The organism is Streptomyces bungoensis, assembly GCF_001514215.1.
GTDB lineage: Bacteria > Actinomycetota > Actinomycetes > Streptomycetales > Streptomycetaceae > Streptomyces > Streptomyces bungoensis.
In genome coordinates, this window is the sequence record NZ_KQ948851.1 from 273,550 (window position 1) to 297,497 (window position 23,948).

The 23,948-nt window shown below is 74.5% G+C and carries 19 protein-coding genes; 13 read left to right on the forward strand and 6 right to left on the reverse strand.

Translation table 11 applies throughout. From position 1 onward, the window contains the following. Window positions 1-91 precede the first annotated feature (91 nt). The 3 genes from AQJ66_RS01050 to msrB all read left to right on the forward strand — a co-directional run bounded on the left by AQJ66_RS01050 (window position 92) and on the right by msrB (window position 2,543). Window positions 92-565 (forward strand): indole-3-glycerol phosphate synthase, encoded by a 474-nt coding sequence (locus tag AQJ66_RS01050; RefSeq protein ID WP_208611253.1) that lies wholly within the window; start codon window positions 92-94, stop codon window positions 563-565. Between the two features lie 167 nt (window positions 566-732). Continuing rightward, entirely contained in the window at window positions 733-2,124 is a 1,392-nt protein-coding gene (murC, locus tag AQJ66_RS01055; RefSeq protein WP_061914947.1) for a UDP-N-acetylmuramate--L-alanine ligase, read from the forward strand. Between the two features lie 14 nt (window positions 2,125-2,138). After that, window positions 2,139-2,543 carry a peptide-methionine (R)-S-oxide reductase MsrB gene (gene msrB, locus AQJ66_RS01060; RefSeq protein ID WP_061916593.1) on the forward strand — a complete coding sequence of 135 codons (405 nt, stop codon included), beginning with the start codon at window positions 2,139-2,141 and terminating at the stop codon, window positions 2,541-2,543. Window positions 2,544-2,559: 16 nt separating this feature from the next. On the opposite strand, the gene AQJ66_RS01065 is transcribed toward msrB, so the two are convergent. The 3 genes from AQJ66_RS01065 to AQJ66_RS01075 all read right to left on the reverse strand — a co-directional run bounded on the left by AQJ66_RS01065 (window position 2,560) and on the right by AQJ66_RS01075 (window position 7,605). Beyond that, window positions 2,560-6,270 carry a CHAT domain-containing protein gene (locus AQJ66_RS01065; RefSeq protein ID WP_061914949.1) on the reverse strand — a complete coding sequence of 1,237 codons (3,711 nt, stop codon included), beginning with the start codon at window positions 6,268-6,270 and terminating at the stop codon, window positions 2,560-2,562. Window positions 6,271-6,332: 62 nt separating this feature from the next. Further along, window positions 6,333-7,211 (reverse strand): hypothetical protein, encoded by an 879-nt coding sequence (locus AQJ66_RS01070; RefSeq protein ID WP_061914952.1) that lies wholly within the window; start codon window positions 7,209-7,211, stop codon window positions 6,333-6,335. Between the two features lie 10 nt (window positions 7,212-7,221). Beyond that, complete coding sequence (locus AQJ66_RS01075) at window positions 7,222-7,605, reverse strand: hypothetical protein (RefSeq protein WP_159052516.1); 384 nt, start codon at window positions 7,603-7,605, stop codon at window positions 7,222-7,224. A gap of 96 nt (window positions 7,606-7,701) precedes the next feature. Between AQJ66_RS01075 and AQJ66_RS01080 the strand changes: the two genes are divergently transcribed. From AQJ66_RS01080 to AQJ66_RS01100, 5 genes are all read left to right on the forward strand, one after another. After that, the gene (locus tag AQJ66_RS01080) at window positions 7,702-11,433 is read left to right on the forward strand and encodes a right-handed parallel beta-helix repeat-containing protein (RefSeq protein ID WP_061914958.1); all 3,732 of its coding nucleotides are present in this window, start codon (window positions 7,702-7,704) and stop codon (window positions 11,431-11,433) included. Between the two features lie 98 nt (window positions 11,434-11,531). Continuing rightward, complete coding sequence (locus AQJ66_RS01085) at window positions 11,532-12,677, forward strand: ABC transporter ATP-binding protein (RefSeq protein ID WP_061914961.1); 1,146 nt, start codon at window positions 11,532-11,534, stop codon at window positions 12,675-12,677. Next, window positions 12,674-13,327 (forward strand): ABC transporter permease, encoded by a 654-nt coding sequence (locus AQJ66_RS01090; RefSeq protein WP_061914964.1) that lies wholly within the window; start codon window positions 12,674-12,676, stop codon window positions 13,325-13,327. Before AQJ66_RS01085 ends, AQJ66_RS01090 begins: the two co-directional genes overlap by 4 nt. Further along, window positions 13,324-13,992 carry an ABC transporter permease gene (locus AQJ66_RS01095; protein ID WP_061914967.1) on the forward strand — a complete coding sequence of 223 codons (669 nt, stop codon included), beginning with the start codon at window positions 13,324-13,326 and terminating at the stop codon, window positions 13,990-13,992. The genes AQJ66_RS01090 and AQJ66_RS01095 overlap by 4 nt, the downstream gene beginning before the upstream one ends. A gap of 81 nt (window positions 13,993-14,073) precedes the next feature. After that, window positions 14,074-15,033, forward strand: coding sequence for an ABC transporter substrate-binding protein (locus AQJ66_RS01100; protein WP_061916596.1), 960 nt, complete (start codon window positions 14,074-14,076; stop codon window positions 15,031-15,033). Window positions 15,034-15,114: 81 nt separating this feature from the next. Here AQJ66_RS01100 and AQJ66_RS01105 read toward each other — a convergent pair whose 3' ends face one another. Together AQJ66_RS01105 and AQJ66_RS01110 are read right to left on the reverse strand one after the other, a co-directional pair. Continuing rightward, window positions 15,115-15,561: a DUF6114 domain-containing protein gene (locus AQJ66_RS01105; RefSeq protein WP_061914970.1), complete on the reverse strand. Its 447-nt coding sequence runs from the start codon at window positions 15,559-15,561 to the stop codon at window positions 15,115-15,117. 4 nt (window positions 15,562-15,565) lie between these two features. Then, complete coding sequence (locus tag AQJ66_RS01110) at window positions 15,566-16,258, reverse strand: DUF6230 family protein (RefSeq protein ID WP_061914971.1); 693 nt, start codon at window positions 16,256-16,258, stop codon at window positions 15,566-15,568. A gap of 665 nt (window positions 16,259-16,923) precedes the next feature. On the opposite strand from AQJ66_RS01110, the gene AQJ66_RS01115 reads away from it, so the two are divergent. Next, window positions 16,924-17,577 carry a hypothetical protein gene (locus tag AQJ66_RS01115; RefSeq protein ID WP_061914974.1) on the forward strand — a complete coding sequence of 218 codons (654 nt, stop codon included), beginning with the start codon at window positions 16,924-16,926 and terminating at the stop codon, window positions 17,575-17,577. A gap of 24 nt (window positions 17,578-17,601) precedes the next feature. Here AQJ66_RS01115 and AQJ66_RS01120 read toward each other — a convergent pair whose 3' ends face one another. Next, window positions 17,602-18,486, reverse strand: coding sequence for a lytic polysaccharide monooxygenase auxiliary activity family 9 protein (locus AQJ66_RS01120; RefSeq protein WP_061914977.1), 885 nt, complete (start codon window positions 18,484-18,486; stop codon window positions 17,602-17,604). Between the two features lie 444 nt (window positions 18,487-18,930). Between AQJ66_RS01120 and AQJ66_RS01125 the strand changes: the two genes are divergently transcribed. The 4 genes from AQJ66_RS01125 (at window position 18,931) to AQJ66_RS01140 (ending at window position 23,889) form a co-directional block, all read left to right on the forward strand. Then, window positions 18,931-19,578: a ScbR family autoregulator-binding transcription factor gene (locus tag AQJ66_RS01125; RefSeq protein ID WP_061914980.1), complete on the forward strand. Its 648-nt coding sequence runs from the start codon at window positions 18,931-18,933 to the stop codon at window positions 19,576-19,578. A 22-nt stretch (window positions 19,579-19,600) separates the two neighbouring features. After that, window positions 19,601-20,785, forward strand: a complete 1,185-nt coding sequence (locus AQJ66_RS01130) for a damage-control phosphatase ARMT1 family protein (protein ID WP_061914983.1) — start codon at window positions 19,601-19,603, stop codon at window positions 20,783-20,785. Between the two features lie 130 nt (window positions 20,786-20,915). Then, on the forward strand, window positions 20,916-23,075 hold the full coding sequence (gene cyc2 / locus AQJ66_RS01135; protein WP_061914986.1) for a germacradienol/geosmin synthase Cyc2: 2,160 nt from the start codon (window positions 20,916-20,918) through the stop codon (window positions 23,073-23,075). Window positions 23,076-23,274: 199 nt separating this feature from the next. After that, window positions 23,275-23,889, forward strand: coding sequence for a PDZ domain-containing protein (locus AQJ66_RS01140; protein WP_061914989.1), 615 nt, complete (start codon window positions 23,275-23,277; stop codon window positions 23,887-23,889). Window positions 23,890-23,948 lie beyond the last annotated feature (59 nt).

The following is a 23,948-nucleotide window of genomic DNA, read 5'->3' on the forward strand; positions in this document are numbered from 1 at the left end:
GATCACGGGGCAGGATGGTTTCCGCAGGGCCCTGCCGGGTCCGGCGGAGGACGACAGGGCCCACCGGCCCTCGAAGGAGAAGGGGCGCCTGGTGTTCACGAGCGTTCTGATGATCGAGAAGGCTTTGACGTCCGCCGACGTGGAGTTCGTCACGACCCTGCACGGGGACGAGCCGGTCTTCTTCCACGTGCTGCTCCAGCCGCGCGGAGACCAGGCGGACCGCCTGCTGCGGGCCATCGACGACATCGCGCTCGGCGAGCTCGACGAGGCCGTGCACGAGCGGGAGACCCCCGAGGGCGCGGAGGCCAGGAGCGTCGGGGAGCGGGCGCTCGACGTGTCCGTGCAGGCGCTGCGCTCCGCGGGGAGCCTGGCCGAGGGGCGGCTGGTGGAGGCCCATCCGCTGGACGCGCTGAGGACGCTGGTGTCCGAGGTGGACGCGGACGAGGTGATCGTGCTCACCGATCCCCACTACGTGGAGGAGTTCTTCCACCGGGACTGGGCCTCGCGGGCGCGGCACAAGGTGGGGGTGCCGGTGCTGAAACTCTTCTCGCACAGCAAGGCCTAGGCGCGGTTCGGGGTGCGGTGCGTTTCGCGGGTGCGGGCGCGTCGTGGCTTGTCGCTCGGTTCCCCGCGCCTCTTGGGTCGGGTCGGTACCCCTTGCTGCAAGGGGGCGGGTGCTCCACCGCTTAGGCTAGGGCTGCTTCAGACCGGCACCGTATCTGGGAGAACTGCATGGCACCCGGCCTTCCTACCGCCATGGACCGACCGCACTTCATCGGCATCGGCGGCGCCGGGATGTCGGGGATCGCGAAGATCCTCGCCCAGCGCGGGGCCAAGGTGGCGGGCAGCGACGCGAAGGAGTCGGCGACCGCCGAGGCGCTGCGGGCGCTCGGGGTGACCGTGCACATCGGGCACGCGGCCGAGCACCTCGCGGACGACGCGAGCTGTGTCGTCGTGTCGTCGGCGATCCGGCAGGACAACCCGGAGCTGGCCCGCGCCGCCGCGCTGGGGATCCCGGTGGTGCACCGCTCCGACGCGCTGGCCGCGCTCATGACCGGGCTGCGGGCGATCGCCGTGGCCGGCACGCACGGCAAGACCACCACGACCTCGATGCTCGCGGTCTCCCTGACCGAGCTGGGCCTCGAACCGTCGTACGCCATCGGCGGCGACCTGGACGTACCCGGCTCCAACGCGCTGCACGGCGAGGGCGACATCTTCGTCGCCGAGGCCGACGAGTCGGACCGCAGCTTCCACACGTACGCGCCCGAGGTCGCCATCGTCCTCAACGTCGAGCTGGACCACCACGCCAACTACGCCTCGATGGACGAGATCTTCGAGTCCTTCGAGACCTTCGCCGGGAAGATCGTCCCGGGCGGCACGCTGGTGATCTCCGCCGACCACGAGGGGGCGCGGGAACTGACCCGGCGGCTGGCCGGGTCCGTGCGGACCGTGACGTACGGCGAGGCCGAGGACGCCGACGTACGGGTCACGGCCGTCGTGCCGCAGGGGCTCAAGAGCCTGGTGACCGTGTCGCTGGACGGGCGGGAACTGACCTTCACGGTCTCCGTCCCCGGCCGGCACTACGCGCTCAACGCCGTCGCCGCGCTCGCCGCCGGCGCCGCCCTGGGCGTCCCGGCCGACGGACTCGCGCCCGCGCTCGGCGCCTACACCGGGGTCAAGCGGCGCCTGCAGCTCAAGGGCGAGGCGGCCGGTGTGCAGGTGATCGACTCCTACGCCCACCACCCCACCGAGATGACCGCCGACCTGGAGGCCATGCGCGGCGCCGCCGGGGACGCGCGGATCCTGGTCGTCTTCCAGCCGCACCTGTTCTCCCGCACCCAGGAGCTCGGCAAGGAGATGGGCCAGTCGCTGGCCCTCGCCGACACCTCGGTGGTGCTCGACATCTACCCGGCCCGCGAGGACCCGGTCCCCGGCGTCACCAGCGAGCTGATCATCGAGGCCGCGCGCGCGGCGGACGCCGACGTCACCGCCGTGCACGACAAGGCCGAGGTCCCCGCGGTGATCGCGGGAATGGCCAGGCCCGGTGATCTGGTTCTCACCATGGGCGCGGGCGACGTGACGGACCTGGGCCCGCTGATCCTGGACCGCCTGTCGCACCAGTGAAGGGGCTGACGCTCATGTCGTACGACGTCGAGAAGCCGGACGAGCAGTGGCGGGCGGAGCTGACCCCCGCGGAGTACACCGTGCTGCGCCAGGCCGGCACCGAGCCGGCCTTCACCGGTGAGTACACGGACACGAAGACCGAGGGTGTCTACTCCTGCCGTGCCTGCGGGGCCGAACTGTTCACCTCCCGGACCAAGTTCGCCTCCCACTGCGGCTGGCCGTCCTTCTACGACCCGAAGGACACCGACGCCGTGGAACTGGTCGAGGACCGGTCCCACGGCATGGTCCGCACCGAGGTCCGGTGCGCCCGCTGCGGTTCCCATCTCGGGCACGTGTTCGAGGGTGAGGGGTATCCGACGCCCACGGACCAGCGGTACTGCATCAACAGCATCTCGCTGCGGCTGACGCCCGAGGGCTGATCCCGGTGCACGCCGGTCAGGCGCCGGCGTGCACCAGCGCCGCCCAGGTCCAGGGCCGGGCCGGGTCGGCCGCGCGCAGGGCCCGCACGGTCTCGTGCAGCGCGAGGGCGGCGGGCAGCGGGCCCGGGTCCGGCAGGGCGGGGGCCAGGGTGCCGTGGAAGGCGGCGGCCGCGTCGGCCGCGAACGCGTCCCCGACCTCCCAGAGCGTGGCCACCGACTGGGTGTAGCCGGCCAGCTGGAAGACGGAGGCGAGGTGGATCACCTCGTCGACGAGCGCCGGCGACGAACTGCCCCGGGCCGTGCCGCAGGCGGACAGGTAGGCCAGTTCGGCCGATTCCAGGCGCAGTTCCGCGATGTCCCCGATCAGCAGGTCGCCGTCGGCGAGCAGCAGCCGGCCGGCGGCCGCGTCCTCCGGGTCGCTGCCGGCGTGGCAGGCGAAGTGCACCACGGCCGCGTCCCTCAGCGCCCTGCGCACCGCCTCCCGGGTGGCGGCCGCCCCGATCAGCGGGGTGCCGCCGCCCGCCGCCACCGCGGCCGTGGCCTCGGTGACCGTCCGGGCCAGCGGCGCCTGCCCGGCCGTCTCCGGCATGGCCACGGCCACCACCGCGCGCCGGCCCGGGGCCGCGCGCCGGCGCGCCCGGGCGAACAGCAGGGCGCGCAGCGTCGGCGTGTAGGAGGAGGCGACCCGGTCGAGGACCGCCGCGCCCGCCGGCGCGTCCGGCCCGTGGTGCCCGGCGGCGTGCAGCGGGAAGGAGTTGAGCACGCCCGACGGCGACCACCACAGCCGCGGCCAGGGCGCCCCCGGCGCCGGCGGTCCGGTGAACCCCAGCGCCTCCAGCACCGGTTCGGCCACGACGTCCCACAGCCAGGCCAGGGTTCCGGTGAAGATCCCCCGCGCCTCCTCGAACAGCGGGTCGTGCGGCCCGGCCGTCAGCGTCTCCACGGCCAGCCGGAACGCCTCGGCCTGCGCGACCAGGTCGGAGGCGTACAGCCGGGGCAGCGGCACCGTGCGCAGCCCGTCGGAGCACAGCGCCAGGGCGTCGCAGCGGCGCGGATGGACGTTGACGCTGACCACCGGGCCCTCCGCGGCGGCCGGCCGCAGGTCGTCCAGGCCGAGCGGCAGCGGGGTGAGGAACCGCTGGAAGCCCGGGCGCCGCTGCAGCTCGGTGATCAGCCGGGCCGCCTCCCCGGTCACCCCCTGCTGCGCCTCGATCTCCTCCTGCGTGGGCCGGCGGCCGGGCTCCAGGCTCCGGCGCAGCGCCCGCAGCCGCTCCAGGGTGTCGCGCAGCCGGTTGTGCAGCGCGGCGTCGGCGCCGTGCAGGACCGCGAGTTCGCGGCGGGCGTTCAGGGCCGTCGACAGCAGGTGGGCGCGGCCGTCCTCCAGCGTCTCCAGGGCCTTCACCGGGTCGCGGGAGTCGAGGGCCCGGGCGGCGCCGTCGGAGGCCAGCCGGGTGATCAGGCTCGGTGACCGGCCCGGCCGGGGCGCCTCCTGCCCGAGCAGCTGGGCGTCCTGGACGCGGGACCGGACGGCCGAGGTCCACATCGACAGCAGCCGCGCCGTCAGCCCGTCCGGCTCCGGTACGGCGGTCAGCTCGCGGGCGAGGGCCTCCGCCTCGGTGAAGTCCGCGGCCTCCCGCCACATCCCGTGCCGGACGAACAGCATCAGGGCGAGCATCGCGCGCGTGTCGTCGTACTCCCGGCTGCCCGGCTCCAGCCCGGCCAGCCGGCGGCGGGCACCCCGGACGCCCTCCTCCACGGCCCGCACGTGCTCGAACGGGGACTCGATCGCGTACGCCAGCGCCGTGTGCCCGGCGAACAGCTCGGGGTCGATGCCCATGTCCCGCATCTGCTGCGGGAGTTCCTCGAACAGCTCGCGCAGCAGCGGCAGCGTCTCGCGCATCCGGTCCAGGCGGGCCGCCTGGTCCTCCGTCCCGTCCGTCGAGGCGTGCATGATCCTCATCAGGACCAGCGTGGACCGGCTGCTCTTCAGGAAGCGGTGCTCGGGGAGGTCGGCCGGCATCCGGGACAGCACCCGGTCGTGCACCTCGACGAGTTCGTCGAGCCCACCGGTGTCGACCGGGGCCTGCGGGACGGGCGCCGGCTCGCCGGCATCGCCCCGGAGCAGCTCGGCGAGGGCCTCGGCGCGTTCCTCCTCGGGCAGCCGGGAGATGCGCCGGGCCTGCATCTCGAAGGCCTTGGCGAGGACGTCGCCCAGCGAGGCCTGGTGCGGGTAGCCGAGGACCAGGTTGCCGAAGTCCATCAGCTCCTGGCCGCGGCTGCCGCCGCTCTGCGGGCCCATGCCCAGCAGGCCCATCACGGCGGCGATGGGATGGTCCCCGCCCTCCCCGGTGAGCACGGGCCGCAGGATCTCGTCGATGGCGTCCGCGTCGTCCCGCCGCTCCGGGGTGAGATCGGCGCGGGAGGCCAGTTCGCCCTTGAGCACGGCCGCCTGGAACAGCAGCGCCTCCGCCTGCCCGGTCCGCCGGGCGTCCCCGGCGAACACCGGGTCGGCCCCCGCGAGCAGGTCGATCGCCTCCTGCGGCCGCTGCGCCGCGATCAGGCAGGCGGCCAGCCGCAGCAGGACGTCGCCGCGTTCCGGACGGCCCACCGGGGTCAGCTCCAGCAGCCGGTTCAGCACCCCGACCGCCTCCGCGGCCTGTACGGCGGCGTGCGTCCGGTCGGCGCCGGGCGCGCCGGCCGTCAGGGCGCCGGCCAGCCGGTCGAGACGTTCGCGCAGCGCCTCCGTTTCCTCCTCCGGGGTCAGGGCGAGGGACTGCCGCAGCGCGCCGACGGCCTCGTCCCGCACGCCGGGGTCCACGTCCTCGCCCTCGCCGGCGCTCACGGCGTACAGCGTGAGGGCGTAGCCGAGGTCGGAGTACATCTGGGCCGGGTTGGCGCCGGCCGGGCCGGCGGCGCGGGTCGCCCGGCGCAGCAGCTCGATCGCCTCCGGCAGCAGGGTGCGGTCCTCCCGCGCGCTCGCCAGCGCCAGCAGCGCCAGGCCCAGGCCGTTGGCGCAGCGCGCGTGGCCGGCGTGGTCCGGGGGAGTGCGGGCGAAGGCCGTGCGCAGGACGTCCACGGCCTCGGGCAGCCGCTCCGGACCGGCCTCGCCGCGGATGCACGCCAGCAGCAGCGCGTAGCCGAGGTTGCAGCCTGCCAGCGCCCGGTCGGTGCTCTCCGGCGCCAGGTGCGGCATGACCTCCCGGGTCACGTCGGCGGCCGCCCGCACGGCCTGCGGCCAGTCCAGGGCGCTGCCCAGCTCCAGCAGCAGCGCCGCCACGTCGGCGACGGCGGTGACATGCCGGTGGACCATCGCCCCCGGCTCCTCGGGCCGCCGCCCCCCGGGGCCGAGCAGCTGCTCGAACGCCGTCCGCAGCGGCGGCGGCAGGACGTCCGGGGTGCCGGGCAGATGGAAGTGGAACGGGGCGATCAGCAGCACACCGGTACGGGCGTCCGCGGCGGACGCGGGCGCCTCGCGCCGGTCGTCGGCGCGGACCAGCAGCGCCACGCCGAGGGTGTACGCCACCTCCTCGTCGATGCCGTGGGTGCCGTCGGGGCGGACGCCCACCAGGTGCCGCAGCAGCGCGTCGGTCTCGGCGCGGGCCTCGTCCGTGTGCAGCACGGCGGTGCCCTGGGGGCCGCCGACGCCCTCCAGCCGTGCCCGGACCGCCGTCAGCAGCCGCTGCCGCTCGCCGGCGGACTCCTGCGGCGGGGCCGTGTCCGACGTCATGTGCCGATCCTCCGGGGCTCGTTCGGGCGGACTGCTGTCTGTTCGAGGGACGGCCGGCCCCGTCATCCGTGCCGCGGTCCCGCCCCCTTGCGGAACAGCTCGGTGACGGCGGGACCGGCGCTCATCCGCACGGGGCGGGTCTCCGGGTCGAACCGCTCGAACAGCTCCGGCAGATGGACGTCGACCGCGGACTCCACCAACTCGGCGTACTCCTCGGCGCGTTCCCGTCCGCGCCGCCAGGCCACCAGGCCCGCGCCCGCCCCGGCCACGGCCGCCGGCCACCACACCGCGCCCAGCAGCAGGTACAGCACCGCCCAGCCGCCCAGGCGCATCGCCTCGTCCAGCCGCTGCCGGGACTCGGTGAGCGGGGCCCGCGAGGAGTCCGGCAGCAGCAGCCACAACCGGGGCCATGCGTCGGCCAGTTCCACCCGGTACTGCAACCGGATCCGCACCGCGGGCGCCCGCAGCCGGTCCCCGATCCAGGTCGGGCACTGCGGCCGCACCAGCGCCACCTCGTTGCGCGCGGCCTCCAGGGCCCCCAGGCCGGTCGCCGGGCCGCCCTGCCGGCACGCGGCGTCGCGGGCCTCCCAGGCGCGCTGCCGGCGCCGGGTGAGCCGGTCCGCCAGGCGCCCGAGCGGCCCCGGCCAACTGCCCTGCAGAGCGCGCTCGTACGGGCCCGCCAGCGCCTCGGCCAGCAGCGCGGCGGCGAACGACGCGGCCAGCACCCCGAGGAGCAGCACCGCCGTACGCGTCGAACCGGAGCCGGCGCCGGTCAGCGCCCGCAGCCGGTGCCGCAGCAACTCCAGGTCCGACCAGCGCCGTTGGCCCAGCGTCAGGGCGGTGGCCGCCAGCGCGGTGAACACCAGGCCCGGCAGCACCAGCGCCGCCGCCCAGCGCTCGGCGAGCCTGCGGCCCACGTCGGTGACCAGCCCGGTCAGCATGCCGGGCCGCTCAGCTCTCGGCGTCGAAGCGCAGGGCCAGGTCGAACACCTCGCACACCGGCACTTCCTCGTCCACCCTCCTGGGCTCCCGCCGGGCGCAGACCCCGCGCGGGCAGACGTACGCACCGGGCACCGTACGGGGTCCGGCGCCGGCGACCGCCGGCGGCAGGGTCGTCGAGCGCGCATCCCCCGCCCCCGGGGGCGGGGGAGGGCGCAGCAGCCCCAGCGCGGACAGGTGCTCGTCGAGCGGCTCACCGGCCCGCGCGGCCCGCACCGCCCGGTCGATCACGAGCCGCTTCGCCGCCCCGACCGGGCCCCGGTGCATCCGGCGCAGCCGGGGCAACAGGCCGCACAGCAGGGCTACTTGTTCATCATGGTCCTCAAGTGACGGCACGTCACCCATGGTAGTCGGATCCTCTACGCTTGATCCCGGGATCGGCCCGGCAGGCACCGTGGCCGAGCGCACACGACAGCGGACGGGGGTACGCGGGTGGACGTCCTGCTCGGCACCGGGGACGGGGAGGACGCCGCACGCCCCGCGGCACCGCCCGGCACCCCGCCCGCACCCCGCGCCACGTTCCGCCGCGACCTGCACACCGTGCGCGCCCGGCTGTGGGCCGCCGCCGGGGCGGGAGCGGGCACGCTGGTGTGCTGCCTGTCCGCCGACGGCGCCCGCGCGGCCGGGGCACCCGCACCCGTGGTCGCCGAGAGCGCGCTCGGCGCGGCCGTCCTGGCCCTGCTCTGCCTGCGCCTGCTGCTGACCTCCCTGCCGCCGGCCGCCCTCGTCGTCGACGCGGCGGGCGTCGCCTGGCGCGGCCCGCTGCGCCGGCTGCGCCTCCCCTGGGCGGACGTCGACCACGTCTGCGTCGTCCCGGTCGCGGACCGGCGCCTGCTGCGCAGCGGCCACCGCCACCCCGAGCAGCTGCTGCTGCGGACGACGGCACCGGCGGCCCGGCGCCGCGTCCACCGCCTGCCCGGACTCGGGCCGGGCCCCCGCTGGGACCGCTCCTGGGAGGGCCTCACCGTGGACCTGCGCCTGCTGGACGCCGACCCGGGCGCCCTCGACCGGGCCCTCGAGGCGCACGCCGGGCCCCGCTGGCGCCGTACCGGGCTCCCGCCGCACGGCTCCGGGCACCGCGTCCCCGGCCGCCTGCGCTCCCCGCTCGCCGCACGCCTCACCCACCGGCACCGGCACCTGTCCTTCACCGTCTGGCTGCTGTGCTGCTGGGACTACGCCGCGTACAGCGCGACCGGCCCGGGCCCCGGCCTGCACTGGCCCTACCTGGGGGCCGCGGTCGCCGCCCCCGCCGTCGTCCTGCCGCCGCTCGCGGCGCTCGACCGGCTGCTCGGCCGGCCCTGCGCCCTGTACGTGGACGCGGACGGCCTGCGGTTGCGCGCCGGCGCCGACGAGCGGGTCCTGCCGAGGGCCGCGGTGACCGGCACGGAGATCGCGTCCCCGCCCGACGGCCCCGGCGACCGCCGCCCCCGCTGGACCCTGCTGGCCCACCTGTCCTCCGCCGCGCCGGGCCGGGGCTCCCGGACGGCGGCCGACGGCACCGCCCGGCCGCTTCCGACCCCGCCGCCCCTGGTCGCCGAACCGCTGCACGGCTGCTTCCGCGGTGTCCCCGGCGGCCCGCTGGACGTCGTGCCGGTGCTGGCCGGCCCGGTCGGCGAGCCGCACGGGCTGTCCGTCCACCCCGAGCAACTCGCCCACGTCCTCGGCACGTACGGCATCCCGGTCACCGGACCGGACCGCGCCGGCGAGGCCGCGCACCGCTGGAGCGGTCCCGCCCTCGGCCCCGTACCCCCGCCGCCGGACCCGCCGCCCCCGCCGCCCGCGTCCCGCACGGCCGGCGCCGGCGAGCTGCGCGTGCTGCGGGTGGCGCGTACGGCGACCCGCGGGCACCGCACCATCGCCGCCGCGCTCGGCGCCCACACCGGCGACGGCCCGGTGTGCGTCCTGGTGGAACCGGGCCGCTACCCCGAACCCCTCGTCCTCAAGGGCGACGTGGAGATCCGCGCCGTCCGAGGGCCGGGCACCGTGACCGTGGAGCGGCCCACCGAGACCGCCGTCAGCGTGACCGGCAGCGCCGTGCTGACCGGGCTGACCGTCGTCGGCCGCGGCAAGGCGGCCGTGGCGGCCGGCTCCGGACGGCTCGTGCTGCGCGACTGCCGGCTGGCCGGGCACGGCGGCGCGGTCGCGCTCAGCGCGGGCGCGGACGCCGAGATCACCGTGACGGCGGGCGAACTCGCCGTCGGAACAGCCGTGCTGAGCGGCGCGCGCGCCCGGTTCCACGGCACCCGGTTCCAGGAGGCCCAGCAGGACGCGCTGCTGGTCACCGACGGCGCCCGGGCCGAACTGGCCGGCTGCGCCTTCGCCGACGCCCGAGGCGCCGGCGTGCACGTCACCGGCGCCGGCAGCCACGCCGGCCTCACCGGCTGCGTGTTCACCGGCACCGGCGCGCACGGCGTCCTCGCCGACGGGCACGGCACCGCCGAGGTGCGCGACTGCCGCTTCGAGGACCTCGCCGGCACCGCGCTGGGCTTCGCCGGCCAGGGCCACGGCAGCGTCGTCCGCACCCGGGTGCGCGGCGCGAACGCCGGCGCCGTCGTCACCGGCGGCGCCGACCCCGTCTTCCGCGAGTGCGCCTTCGAGGGCTGCCGGGGCGTCGGCCTCCGGGTGACCGAGGAGGCCCGCTGCGAGGTGCGCGAGTGCTCCTTCACCCGGGCCTCCAACGCCGCCCTGCACGTCGACCAGCGCGGCCGGCTGCGCCTGGACGGCTGCCGGATCGACGGCGCCCGCAAGGGAGTGGTGGTGGAGAACGGCCACGCCGTGCTCGTCCGTCTGGAGGCCCGCGCGCTGACCGAGTCCGCGGTGCGGCTGTGCCAGGACGGCACCGTCGAGATCAGCGAACTGCGCGCCGAGAACTGCCGGTACGGGGTGTACGGCTCCGACACCGGCTCGGCCGGCGAGGTCGGCGGAGCGGTCCTGCGCGAGCTGGGCGACAGCGGACTCGTCCTCACCGGCTCCGCGCGGCTCACCGCCCGGGACGTGCGCGTCGAGGGCACCCTCGGCGACGGCCTGTTCGTCCGCGACACCGCCGACCTGACCGTGCACCGGTGCACCGTCGAGCGGTCCGGGCGGCACGGCGTCCACCTCGTGGACAGCGCCGCCCTGAACGCCGAGGACCTCACCGTGACCGGCGCCGGGGCGCACGGCCTGCTCGCCGCGGACAGCAGCCACTTCGACCTCGCCGGCAGCGCCCTCACCGGCAGCGGCGGCGACGGCCTGCGCACCGACGGCGGCGCCCGCGGCCGGATCCGCGACAGCCGGATCACCGGCAGCCACGGCGAGGCCGTCACCGGCGAGGGCACCGTGAGCCGCATCGCCGTGACCACCGACGCCACCCCGGCCGCGCCCCCGTCCGGCGCCGGGAACCCCCAGGCCGAACTCGACGCCCTGATCGGCCTGTCCGAGGCCAAACGGCAGGTGCGCAGCCAGACCGACCTGCTGCGGCTGGCCCGGCTGCGCCGCGAGGCCGGGCTGCCCGAGCCGCCCGGCGGCCGCCACCTGGTCTTCTCCGGCCCGCCGGGCACCGGCAAGACCACCGTGGCCCGGCTGTACGGCCGTATCCTCGCCGGCCTCGGCATCCTCACCGACGGCCGGCTGGTCGAGGTGCACCGCAGCGACCTGGTCGGCCAGTACCTCGGCTCCACCGCGCTGAAGACCCGCGAGGCCTTCGACCGCGCGCGCGGCGGCGTCCTGTTCATCGACGAGGCCTACAGCCTCTCCCGCCGCTTCGGCGTGGGCCACGACTTCGGCCAGGAGGCCATCGACGAGCTGACCAAGCTGATGGAGGACCACCGCGACGACGTGGTGGTCATCGCGGCCGGCTACCCGGCGGAGATGGCGGAGTTCCTCACCGCCAACCCCGGCCTCGCCTCCCGCTTCTCCCGCACCGTGACCTTCCGGCCCTACGGCCCGGAGGAACTCGTGCGGATCGTGCGGCACCTGGCCGCGCGGCACGGCTTCGAACTGGACACGGGGATGGACGAGCTGCTGCTGGCCCGGTTCCGCGCCGAGCGGGAGGCCAACGGGCGTGACGCGCGCACCCTGTTCGAGGGCATGGTGGAGCGGCTGGCCGAGCGGCTCGCGACGGTCGAGCGCCCGGGCCACCAGGAGTTGCTGATGCTGCGCGCCGACGACCTGCCCGGGGCATGAACGCCGGGCGCGCGCGGGCTTCCGAGCTGCTGAAACCCCCGCCGTCTAGACTCTCCGGCAACGGCCAGGCTCCGCCCAACCGAAGGAAACGCGGCGTTTTGATAAGGATCGAGTCAGTCACGAAGCGGTACCCGGACGGCACGGTGGCCGTCGACGGGCTGTCGCTGGAGATCCCGGACGGTGCGATCACCGTGCTCGTCGGCCCGTCGGGGTGCGGCAAGACGACGACCCTGCGCATGGTCAACCGGATGGTGGAGCCCACCGAGGGCCGCATCCTCCTGGACGGCGAGGACATCCGGCAGCGCCCGGTCAACACCCTGCGCCGCTCGATGGGTTACGTCATCCAGAACGCCGGTCTCTTCCAGCACCGCACCATCCTCGACAACATCGCCACCGTGCCCCGGCTGCTGGGCTGGGGCCGGCGGAAGGCGCGGGCGCGGGCCGCGGAACTGATGGAGCGGGTGGGGCTCGACGCCTCGCTCGGCAAGCGGTACCCCTACCAGCTCTCCGGCGGCCAGCAGCAGCGCGTCGGCGTGGCCCGGGCGCTCGCCGCCGACCCGCCGGTGCTGCTGATGGACGAGCCGTTCTCCGCCGTCGACCCGGTGGTGCGCAAGGGGCTCCAGGACGAACTGCTGCGCATCCAGGACGAGCTGGGCAAGACGATCGTCTTCGTCACGCACGACATCGACGAGGCCGTCAAGCTCGGCACCATGGTCGCGGTGCTGCGCACCGGCGGCCGGCTCGCCCAGTTCGCGCCGCCGGCCGAGCTGCTCAGCGCACCCGCCGACGCCTTCGTGGAGGACTTCCTCGGCGCGGACCGCGGCATCCGCCGGCTGTCCTTCTTCCCCTCCGCCGGACTGGCGCTGGAGACCGGCCCCGTGGTCCCGATCGACGCGGACGCCGCGCGGCTCGGCTCCCACGACGGCGCCCCCTACCTCCTCGTCACCGACGCCGACGGCAGGCCGCTCGGCTGGGGCGAGCCCGGCCGGCTCACCGCCGGCGCCGTCGAGCGGGAGCACCTGCTGCCGTACGGGCGGCCGTTCGTGCCCGGCAGTGACTCGCTGCGCACCGCGCTCGACGGGTCGGTGCTCTCGCCGACCGGCTGGGCCGTGGCCGTGGACGGCGAGGGGCGCACGGTCGGAGTCGTCTCCCAGCAGGTCATCGGCGAGGCGATCCGCGCCGCCCACAGCCGCCTCGCCGATGGTGCGGCCGGCGACGCGGCCGACGCCGGGGCCGCCCGGTGACCGGCTTCTTCGACATTCCGAGCGACCTCCAGCACAGCTGGCTCGGCCTGGTCGGCCTGCACCTGCGCGAGGCGCTGCTGCCGGTGCTGGCCGGGCTGGTCCTCTCGCTGCCGGTGGCCCAGCTGTGCGTGCGGTTCCGCTGGTTCTACGCGCCGGTGTTCGGCGTGACCACCGTGCTCTACGCCGTCCCGTCGCTGGCCTTCTTCGTCCTGCTCATCGACTACACCGGCATGACCGAGAGCACGGTGATGATCCCGCTGGCGGTGTACAGCCTGGTGGTGCTGGTCCCCGCGATCGTGGACGGCGTCCGCTCGGTGCCGCCGGAGACCCTCGCCGCCGCGACCGCCATGGGCCTGGGACCGGTACGGCGCTATCTCCAGGTGCAGTTGCCCATCGCCGTACCCGCGATCATCGCGGGCCTGCGGGTGGCCGCGGTGTCGAGCATCTCCCTGGTCAGCATCGGCATGCTGATCGGCAACCAGGGCGCGCTCGGCAACCTCCTCAACGACGCCCAGATCTACCACCGGCCCGAACTGGCCGTGAACTCCGTGGTGACCACCGCGGCGCTGGGCATCCTCGTGGACGCGCTGCTGGTCCTCGTCCGCACCCTGCTGACCCCCTGGATGCCGCGGAAGGGGGCCTCCCGGTGACCGTAATCGACTTCGCGCGGGCCTTCTTCGGCGACAGCGCGCACTGGCACGGCGAGGACGGCATCCCGCACCGCGTCGTCCAGCATCTGCTGTACTCCGCGGAGGCCCTCGCGATCGCGGCCGCGATCGGGCTGCCCGTCGGCCTGCTCACCGGCCACCACCGGCGCGGCGGCAACACCCTCGCGCTCGTCGCCACGGCCGCCCGCGCGCTGCCCACCTTCGGCCTGCTGGTGCTGATGTTCACCTGGCTCGGGTTCGGGCTGGTGCCGGTGATGATCCCGCTGGTCGCCCTCGCCGTACCGCCGGTCCTGGTCACCGCCTACGAGGCCGTCCGCTCCGTCGACCCGCCGCCGGTCGACGCCGCCCGCGGGATGGGGATGTCCGAGACCCGGATCCTGCTCCAGGTCGAACTCCCGGTGGCGCTGCCGCTGGTGCTCAGCGGCCTGCGCACGGCGGCCGTGCAGGTCGTCTCCACGGCGACCATCGCCGCCTACGTCAGCTTCGGCGGTCTCGGCCGGTACATCATCGACGGCCTCGCCCAGAAGGACTACGAGAAGGTCGTCGGCGGCGCCACCCTGGTCGTCGGGCTGGCCCTGGCGACCCTCGCGGTGTTCTGGGCGGTGGCCCGGATCGCCGTCTCGCCGGGGGTGCGCAGGAGCCACTGAGGACCGACGCCCGGCCGGCCCCGGGCGATTGGTGATCCGGTGGCACTTGACCGAAGGAAACTGGCTGGATTGGATCAGTGGGTGAATTCCACCAAGCGCATCAGCAGGTCCATCCGGAGGAACCGAGGCGCGGCGGTGGTCGCCTTCGCGGCGGCGACGGCCCTGCTGGCGGGCTGCGGCTCCTCCGGCGGCAAGGCAGACAACCCCCTGACGGACAAGTCGGCGAGCGGCGACAGCGTGGTCGTCGGATCCAACAACTTCGCCGAGAGCATCCTGCTCGCGGACATCTACGGCGAGGCCCTCAAGGCGAAGGGCCTCAAGGTCACCTACAAGCTGAACATCGGCAGCCGGGAGACCACCTACGGTCTGCTGAAGAACGGCTCGGTCTCGGTGCTGCCCGAGTACAACGGCGCCCTGCTGGCCTACCTGGACCCGAAGGCGGCCCCGAAGACCGTCGAGGCGACGACCTCGGCCATCGAGGGCAAGCTGGACTCCAAGCTGACCCTGCTGAAGCCGTCGCCCGCGCAGGACAAGGACTCCGTGACGCTCAACGCGGTGACGGCGCAGAAGTACCACCTCACCGGGAAGTCCTCCATCGCCGACCTCAAGGACGTCGCGAAGGACATGGCCATCGGTGGCGCGCCGGAGTTCCAGACCCGGCAGCAGGGCCTGGTCGGCCTGAAGTCCGTCTACGGGCTGCAGTTCAAGTCCTTCAAGGCGCTGGACGCGGGCGGCCCGCTCACCCAGGCCGCGCTGAAGAAGAACGCCGTGCAGGCGGGTGACATCTTCACCACGGACGCGACCATCTCCAAGGAGGGGTTCGTCGTCCTGCAGGACCCGAAGAACCTCTTCGGCTTCCAGAACGTCCAGCCCCTCGTCCACAAGGGCTCCCTGCCCCAGAAGGGCGCCGACGCGCTCGACGCCGTGTCCGCCAAGCTCGACACGGCGACGCTGCGGGACCTGGACACCCAGGTGCAGACCCAGCACAAGGACCCGCTGGACGTCGCCCGGGCCTGGCTGAAGTCCGCCGGCGTCGCCTGACGGCCGCGTCCTCGACGACGGGCCGTATCGACCCACGACGCGGGTGCCCCCGGGAAGCCGGGGGCACCCGCGTCGTGGCGCTCAGGCCGGTTCCCCCGCGCCCTGCGCCGGGTTCCGCGCCGCCCGGGCCTCCTTGCGGCGCCGGCGCCGGCTCACCCGGGGCTCCTGGTCGGGGAGCCAGCCGAAGGCGAGGCAGCTGCCGACGGCGCCCAGGAGCAGGCCGACGAAGAAGCCGCCCAGGTTGGAGGTGAGCCAGGTACCGAGGGACACCAGGATGCCGGTGAGGGAGTAGAACAGGCGCTGGCCGGGGTTGAAGAGGATCAGCAGGCCCAGGATCAGCATGAGCGCGGGCAGCAGGTATCCGGCCAGGCCCTGCATTCCGATGTGCATCACGACCTTCAGCGAGGCCTTCTCGGTGAGCAGGATCTCGCCGCCGCCGAGGGTCAGCAGCAGCCCGCCCCAGAACGGCCGGTGGGCCCGCCATCCGCGGAAGGCGGCTCTCGGACCCTGGCGTGGGTGCTCCCGCATCGGTTCAGCAGGCCTTGTCGCTGAAGCGCAGCTTGAGTCCCGGGAGCTTGAACACGCCTGCCGTGGTCGCGTAGTTGGTCTGGCGCAGGTTGGCGATGTGCACCGTGTCGGCCTGCTGGCTGAACACGCCGATCGGGCCCTGCACGCCCGCCTTGGTCAGGGTGCTGGCGTCGTTGCCGATCTCGATGTTGTCGAAGGACGCGTCACCCGACAGGTCCTTGGAGTCGGTGGTCAGGTCGGTCGCCTCCACCTTGTGCTCGCCACGGCCGGCGGTGATGAGCAGGTTGGTGCCGCCGAGGTCGACGCTCTGGCACAGCTTGGTGAGCGTGGCGTTCTTGATGGCGGAGGTGACGACGAGCTCCTGGCCGCCGGTGTCACCGGCGTTGGGGCTGCCGTCCGCCATGTTGTCGAGCCCGCCGAACTGCTCGAACCCCGTCCCGTCGAGTTCCGTCGCCGTGACCGTGAACGGCATGCCGGAGATGGCGAACTGCACACCCAGCGCGCCCTGCGCGGTGAGCACCGCGAGACCCGCGGCGACCAGGGTGGCCGGCACCGCCATGACCGCGGCCCGGCGCAGCCGCACCCGTCCCCGTCTGTCGCCGCCGGAAGCGCCGGGCACGGCTGAGGCGTCGGGTGAAGCGCTTCCCGGGTTCTCGGGGGTGTTGCCGTCGGACGAGGGGTCCGGGGACATGGCCATGTCTGCTCCCATGGGGCATAGGTCAAATGCGGGTGTGGGCTTCAGTGGCGCGGTCGTCCTGGCGCGGACAGCGGCTGTCGCGCACGCTCCTCGCACTCCCGGCGGACGCAAGGGCTTTCTCGTTACGCGGCAGTAGCCTGCGAGGAAGTTACCGCCGGTTACATTGAAGGGTCAAGGGAGTTGTGAAAAAACCGTGTCGGCGGCGCTCGACCCCTGCGCACCCAGCGGGAAAGGGGTAACCCGGCCCGCACCGGGAGGCGTCAACTAGGCTCTTGCACCTTGACGTTGATGGTCCGTCAGGTCTACAACTCTCCCTGGTTCACCCCGGATCCGTGGCGCCGGATCCGCCGAGCGGCGCCGGCCGCTGTCCCGGCCCTGGCTTCAGCAACCGCTCGCTCCGCGGCGCCGCACGGTCGCTTCCCCCCGGCCCGTGCCCGGGCCGCCCCCTGTCCGGCCCGGCCGGAGGCCTTCCCCCGAGGCCTTCGGCCGATGCCCGGCCCGGCCGCCGCCGGTCCGCCACGTACGGAGAAGGCGTCACGGACCGGCGACGGCTGCGCCCCCTTCCCGGCCCACCCGGCCGGGCGAACCCCGCTCCACGCAGCCCCACTCCCACGACCCCTCGTCCCAGCACAAGGGGTCCCCCCACTCCAGGAAGAGGCACCCCCATGCGTACGCGATCCCTCCTCGCCCTCGCCGGAACCGTCACCGCCCTCACCGTCGCCGCCGCCGTCCCCGCCTCCGCGGACGGCAGCGCGGTCCTGACCACGGGCGGCGTCGGCGGTACTGCCGTCGCGGTCGGCGACACCCTGACCGCGCCGCTGGCCGGCGGCACCACCGCCACGCTCTACTCCAGCGCGACCGGCACCAGCGGGGTCAGCTGCACGTCCTCCCAGTTCACCGCCACGGTCACCGGCAACCCGGCGGCCCCGGGCGCGGCGTCCGAGTCGGTGACCGGGCACAGCTTCGACCCCAGCAGCTGCACCAGCAACGTCGTCGGCGTGCTCGGCGTCAGCAGCATCACGGTCGACAACCTGCCGTACACCGCGTCGGTCGCCTCCGACGGCACCCTCACCGTCTCGCCGGCCGCCGGCTCCACCGTCCAGACCACGGTCAAGCTGCGCACCCTGCTGGGCAGCGTCACGTGCGTCTACCGGGCGCCGAGTCTCACCGGCAAGGCCGGCAACGCCGACAACAGCATCAGCTTCACCAGCCAGCAGTTCACCAAGGTGTCCGGTTCGTCGCTGTGCTTCGCCAACGGCTACTTCACCGCCAAGTACGCGCCGGTCACCGACGGGGGCGCCCCGGTCTTCGTCAACTAGCGCGTGGCGAGACCGAGTCGGCGTTCAGCGTGAACGCAGACGCAGGACCAGGGCGGCGCCCCCGGTGAGCACCAGCACCGCGGCGGCGCCGCCCGCCAGCAGGGTCGCCGGCGGGCCCGAGTCCGAGCGGGTCGCCTCGGCCACCGGCGTGCTGTCGCCGGAGCGGCCCGCGTCGTGCCGTGCCGGGGCCGGGCTCCCCTTCGGCGACGGCACGGGCGCCGGAGCGCCGGAGGAAGCGGTCGCCGTCCGTGTGCCCCGCGCCGCGCCCGCGGCGGTGAACACCACGTCGGAGCACGAGTAGTAGGTGTCCGGCGTGCTGCTGTTCCGCCAGATCGTGTACAGCACCTGGCGGCCCGTCCGGTCCTTCGGCAGCGTCGCCCGGATGCGGTACGCGCCGTTCGCCAGCGGCGGGTCCTTGACCTCCGCGAAGGGGCGCGCGGGCAGGTCCGACCAGGTGAGCGGCTTCGCCGGGTCGTACCCGGGCCTGGTGAGGTACAGCCGGAACGTGCCCGCGTGCGGGATCGTCGAGGCGTACGTCATCGTCAGCCGGCCGCCCGGGGTCAGCCGGGTCGCCGGCCAGTCCCGCCGGGCCAGGTCGAGGCCCCGGTAGGCGGGGAGGTTCCCGCTGCACAGCCTGCCGTCGGGGATCACCTGCCGGTCCCGGCCCGCCACGCCCGACACCCGCAGGTCGTCCCAGGCCGTGAAGGGGGCGCCGTTGGCGGACACCGCCGCCCCGCAGGCCGCCGACCGGTTAGCGGCACCGCCCTGGGGCGAGCAGGCGTACACCCGGCTGACCGGGTCCGTGGGGGCGCCGTGCGCCTGGGCGGACCCCGCCGCCCACGACAGGAGCAGGAGCGGAGCCGCCGCGGCGGCCGCCGCGACGCCGAGGCGGGCGGTCGTCCGAGTCATCCGGGGTCTCTCCTCGGCACGCGGGAACGGGATCTGCCCCCTCCAGTACGAGCCACCCGTCCGCCGCGTTCATCCACTCCCGGGCGGCCCCCGGACACCGACCGCAGCGGCTGTTTTCCCGAAGCGGGACGCAGTCGTCCCGGAGCCTTCCGCGGGTGCAGTACGGAGCGGACCGGACCGCTCGCCGGAGGAACTTCAACGCAACGGCAGTCAGGGTCGATTGGCTTCCGAAAACATGCAGAAGCCCTTGGAGAAGCACCTTCTGACGTGATCCGTTTGCACAACGTGAAGCCCGGGACCGGGTGCGGCGAGCCGACGGGGGCAGGTACGGAAAACTGAATGCCACCCACCCGACTCCCGTTGCCGCTAAGTGAGTTATCGTATGCACGGAGTCAAAACAAACCGCGTGTCCCGTTCGGTAGTGCCGCTAGGAGGGATCAGTCGATGGCGAGGCAGTTACGGGCCGAGCAGACCCGGGCGACGATCATCACGGCCGCCGCCGACCTGTTCGACCGCCGGGGCTACGAATGCACGAGCCTGAGTGACATCGTCGGCCATGCGAAGGTCACCAAGGGTGCGCTGTACTTCCACTTCGCCGCCAAGGAGGACCTGGCCCACGCCATCCTGGAACTCCAGGCCAAGGCCGCGCACCAGGTGGTGAACGACGTCGAGGGCCGGGGCTACTCCTCACTGGAGTCCCTGATGCGCGCCACGTTCGCCGTCGCCCGGATAGCGGTGGACGACCCGGTGCCGCGCGCCGGACTCCGGCTCGCGACCGCCGACGTGGCCGTACGGCCGCCGCTGAGGCATCCGTTCACCGAGTGGCTGGAATTCGCCACCCGCAAGTTCAGCGGTGCCGTCAGGGAGGCCGACGTGCACGCCGAGACGGACGTCGTCGCCGTCGCGCACTCCCTCGTCTGCTTCTTCGTCGGCACCCGGGTCGCCGGCCGCTCCCTGGAACCGGTCGGCCGGCTGCCCCGCAGGGTCGCCGAGATGTGGCACCTCATGGTGCGCGGCCTGGTGCCGGTGCACCGCCGGCCCCGCTACCTGACCCTCGCCACCCAGCTGGAGCGGGAGATCAGAGCCGGCTGAGCCGCGCGGTACGGTGACGGGCATGCCCGACACCCCCGCCGCACCCGTGATCCTCGGCGACGTACCCGGCTCGTTCCCGCACAGCGTGCTGGCCGAGCGGCACCCCGCGATCATCCGGCAGGTCCGGGAGGCGCTCCCGTACGGGCCCGGTCAGCACCGCGCGCTGGACGAGCTGCTGGAGAGCTGCACGCAAGGCGTGATCGAACCGCTGCCCGAGGACGCGGACGACCTCGGCCGGTGGCGTGCCTGGGGGCTGGACGAGTACGCCGGACGCTCCTGGTTCGACGTGCCGTGGCTGTGGTCCGAGAGCTACTTCTACCGCCGGCTGCTGGAAGCCGTCGGCTACTTCACCCCCGGCCCCTGGCAGGGCATCGACCCGTTCCGCCCGTCCAAGCGGGCGGAACTCGACGCGCCCGAGACCGACGAGGAGCTCGCCGCGCTCGACGCGCTCCGGGACCGCCCGGAGCCGGAGCGGGCCCGCGCCCTGCTGCACGGCTCGCTCTGGGGCAACCGCGCCGACCTCGGCTTCCGGCTCTCCGCGGCCGGCGCCGAGGCCGCGCGGCCCGTCCCCGCGCTGGTCGCCGACGACACCGGGACGCTGTGGTCGCTGCTGCCGCCGTCCGCCACCGGCACCCTGGTCCTGGTGGCGGACAACGCGGGCCGCGAACTCGTGCCCGACCTGCTGCTGATCGCCCACCTCCTGGAAGCGGGACGGATCGGCCGGGCGGTGCTGCACGTCAAGCCGTACCCGTACTACGTCTCCGACGCCACGACCGCCGACGTGGTCGACGCCCTGCGCCGCCTCACCGCGGCGCCGGGCGCGGCCGCCGGCTACGGGCGCGTGCTGTGGTCGGCCATGGCGGACGGACGGCTGACACTGCGCGCCCACCCGTTCTCCTGCGCCCCGCTGCCGTACGCCGACCAGCCCGGCGACCTGCGCGCCGAGTTCGCCGCGGCCACGCTGACCGTCGTCAAGGGCGACCTCAACTACCGCCGGCTGGTGGGCGACCGGCTGCGGCCGCCCACCGCCTCCTTCCGGGACGCCACGGCCCACTTCCCCGGCCCGGTCGCCGCCCTGCGCACGCTGAAGTCCGACGTCGTCACCGGCCTGACCGCGGCCACCGAGGCGGCGCTGGTCGCGGCGGAGGGGCAGCGCTGGCGCACCGGCGGGACGCACGCGCTGATCCAGGTCAACCCGGGCCCGTAGGGGGCCGGGGAGCGACCCGCGAAGCCACACACCGGCAGCCGAGTCGCCCGTTCCGGTGACGGTTCACGCGATGGTGTGGTCACGCGTCCGGCGGCGGATGGCCGCTTTCCGCCCCGGGTAGGGCCCCGCCATGACGCAGCCGTTCGAACTCCCGCACTTCTACATGCCGTACCCCGCGCGGCTCAACCCGCACCTGGACGAGGCGCGTGCCCACTCGACGGCGTGGGCGCGCGAGACGGGCATGCTGGAGGGGTCCGGGATCTGGGAGCAGGCGGACCTGGAGGCGCACGACTACGGGCTCCTGTGCGCCTACACCCACCCCGACTGCGACGGACCGGCCCTGTCGCTGATCACCGACTGGTACGTGTGGGTGTTCTTCTTCGACGACCACTTCCTGGACATGTACAAACGCACCCAGGACCGCGCCGCCGGCAAGGCGCACCTGGACCGCCTGCCGCTGTTCATGCCGCTGGACCCGGCGGCCCCCGTGCCGGAGCCGGAGAACCCGGTCGAGGCGGGCCTGAAGGACCTGTGGGCGCGCACGGTGCCCGCGATGTCCGTCGACTGGCGCCGGCGCTTCGCCGTCGCCACCGAGCACCTGCTCAACGAGTCGCTGTGGGAGCTGTCCAACATCAACGAGGGCCGGATCGCCAACCCGGTCGAGTACATCGAGATGCGCCGCAAGGTCGGCGGCGCCCCCTGGTCGGCCGGCCTCGTCGAGTACGCGACCGCGGAGGTGCCCGCCGCCGTGGCCGGGACCCGGCCGCTGAGGGTGCTCATGGAGACCTTCGCCGACGCCGTCCACCTGCGCAACGACCTCTTCTCCTACCAGCGGGAGGTCGAGGACGAGGGCGAGAACAGCAACGGCGTGCTGGTGCTGGAGACCTTCTTCGGCTGCACCACCCAGGAGGCCGCCGAGACCGTCAACGACATCCTCACCTCGCGGCTGCACCAGTTCGAGCACACCGCGCTCACCGAAGTGCCCGCCGTCGCCCTGGAGAAGGGGCTGCGGCCCGACGAGGCCGCCGCGGTGGCCGCCTACACCAAGGGACTCCAGGACTGGCAGTCCGGCGGCCACGAATGGCACCTGCGCTCCAGCCGCTACATGAACCAGGGCGCCCGCACCGGCTCCCCCTGGCAGCTGCCGAGCGGCCCCGGCACCTCGGCCGCCGACGTGGGCGCCCTGCTCGCCTCGGCCGCCGCCGAACGCCTGCGTGCGTACGCGCACCTGCCGTTCCAGCGGGTCGGACCGTCCCGGCTGCCCGACTTCCGCATGCCGTTCCCGCTGGAACTGAGCCCGCACCTCGACCGCGCCCGCGGCAACCTGGTCACGTGGTCGCACCGCATGGGCATCCTCCACGAGGGCGTCTGGGACGAGGAGAAGCTCGCCGCCTACGACCTCGCGCTCTGCTCCGCCGGCCTCGACCCCGACGCCGGGCCGGAGGCCCTCGACCTGAGCGCCCAGTGGCTCGCCTGGGGCACCTACGGCGACGACTACTACCCCCTGGTCTACGGCCACCGCCGGGACCTGGCCGCCGCCCGCCTGACCACCGCGCGGCTCTCCGCGTGCATGGGCGTCGACGGCGAGCCGGCCGTCGTCCCCGCCGACGCCATGGAGCGCGCGCTCGTCGACCTCTGGACGCGCACCACGGCCGGCATGCCCCCCGACCAGCGGCGCACCCTGAAGGCCGCCGTGGACACGATGACCGAGAGCTGGGTGTGGGAGCTGTCCAACCAGCTCCAGAACCGCGTCCCCGACCCGGTCGACTACCTGGAGATGCGCCGCTCCACCTTCGGCTCCGACCTCACCCTGAGCATGTGCCGCACGGGCCACGGCCCGGCGATCCCGCCGGAGGTCTACCGCAGCGGTCCGGTGCGCTCCCTGGAGAACGCCGCGATCGACTACGCCTGCCTGCTCAACGACGTCTTCTCGTACCAGAAGGAGATCGAGTACGAGGGCGAGATCCACAACGCCGTCCTCGTCGTGCAGAACTTCTTCGGCGTGGACTACCCGGCCGCGCTCGGCGTCGTCCACGACCTGATGACCCAGCGGATGGCACAGTTCGAGCACGTGATCGCGCACGAACTGCCCGTCCTCTACGACGACTTCCGGCTGTCCGAGGAAGCCCGCGCGGCCATGGCCGGCTACGTCCTCGACCTGCAGAACTGGCTGGCCGGCATCCTCAACTGGCACCGCCACGTCGACCGTTACAAGGCGGAGTGGCTCGGGCGGCGCACCCACACCTTCCTGCCCGACCGGCCGCCGGCCCCGGTACGCCTGGCCGGCTGACGCCCACCCGCGCCGCCCGCCCGGCCCCGGCCCGCGCCCCACCCGTACCACCGGGTGCGGGCGCGGGCCGTACCCGTACCCGGCGGCGCACGCGGGTCCTGCGATGGCTACCCTCCGCCACCCTCCGGCCAGTCTCACTCGTTCGTGTCTCGTCGCGGCCCGGCGGCCCGGGTAGAGCATCAGCGGAGGCGAGCGAACCATGGAACACACTGCGTTGCGTCCCAAGCCGATGCCCGGCCAGGAGCGACGGGAGAACGACCCCGCCGGGCCCGGTCACGACCCCGCCGGACCCGGTCACGACGCGCTGGAGCGCGCCGTCGGCGGCGCCCGGCGGCCGCACGCCGCGCGCCGGCGCGGCCGGCGGATCAGGAACCTGCTGCTGGGAACGGTCATCGGCACCGCGCTGGTGCTCTGCGGGGTCGGACTCGGCACCGTCGGCACCACCGTGATCGGCACCACCAGGCCGGCCGAGCCACGACGCCAGGCCCCGCCCGCGGGCCCCTCGGCCGGACCCGGCGCCGCCGCGCCGCGCCCCGCCGAGGTCCGGACCGGCCCGACCCTGGGCGTGGAGGCCGTCGACGCCGAGCAGGCGGGCGCACTGGTCGTGGGGGTGCACGTGCCCGGCCCCGGCTACACGGCCGGACTCGTCCGGGGCGACGTCCTGCTGCGGTTCGGCACCGTCCGCGTCGACACGGCCGCCGGCCTCGCCCGCGCCGTCGCCCACGCCCGCCCCGGCACCCAGGTCACCCTCACCGTCCGCCACCGCGGCGGCGGCTACCAGCAGTTGACGGTGGTTCCGGGGGTGGTGACCTGACGAGGTCCGTGGCCCCGGACCGGCGGCCCGCGGCGGACGGGACGTCTCCGCGGGCCGCC

Coding starts and splice junctions, on each gene's coding strand:
- murC (WP_061914947.1), top strand. CDS start 733: ATGGCACCCGGCCTTCCTACCGCCATGGACCGACCGCACTTCATCGGC.
- msrB (WP_061916593.1), top strand. CDS start 2,139: ATGTCGTACGACGTCGAGAAGCCGGACGAGCAGTGGCGGGCGGAGCTG.
- AQJ66_RS01065 (WP_061914949.1), bottom strand. CDS start 6,270: ATGACGTCGGACACGGCCCCGCCGCAGGAGTCCGCCGGCGAGCGGCAG.
- AQJ66_RS01070 (WP_061914952.1), bottom strand. CDS start 7,211: ATGCTGACCGGGCTGGTCACCGACGTGGGCCGCAGGCTCGCCGAGCGC.
- AQJ66_RS01105 (WP_061914970.1), bottom strand. CDS start 15,561: ATGCGGGAGCACCCACGCCAGGGTCCGAGAGCCGCCTTCCGCGGATGG.
- AQJ66_RS01110 (WP_061914971.1), bottom strand. CDS start 16,258: ATGGCCATGTCCCCGGACCCCTCGTCCGACGGCAACACCCCCGAGAAC.
- AQJ66_RS01115 (WP_061914974.1), top strand. CDS start 16,924: ATGCGTACGCGATCCCTCCTCGCCCTCGCCGGAACCGTCACCGCCCTC.
- AQJ66_RS01120 (WP_061914977.1), bottom strand. CDS start 18,486: ATGACTCGGACGACCGCCCGCCTCGGCGTCGCGGCGGCCGCCGCGGCG.
- AQJ66_RS01125 (WP_061914980.1), top strand. CDS start 18,931: ATGGCGAGGCAGTTACGGGCCGAGCAGACCCGGGCGACGATCATCACG.
- AQJ66_RS01130 (WP_061914983.1), top strand. CDS start 19,601: ATGCCCGACACCCCCGCCGCACCCGTGATCCTCGGCGACGTACCCGGC.
- cyc2 (WP_061914986.1), top strand. CDS start 20,916: ATGACGCAGCCGTTCGAACTCCCGCACTTCTACATGCCGTACCCCGCG.
- AQJ66_RS01140 (WP_061914989.1), top strand. CDS start 23,275: ATGGAACACACTGCGTTGCGTCCCAAGCCGATGCCCGGCCAGGAGCGA.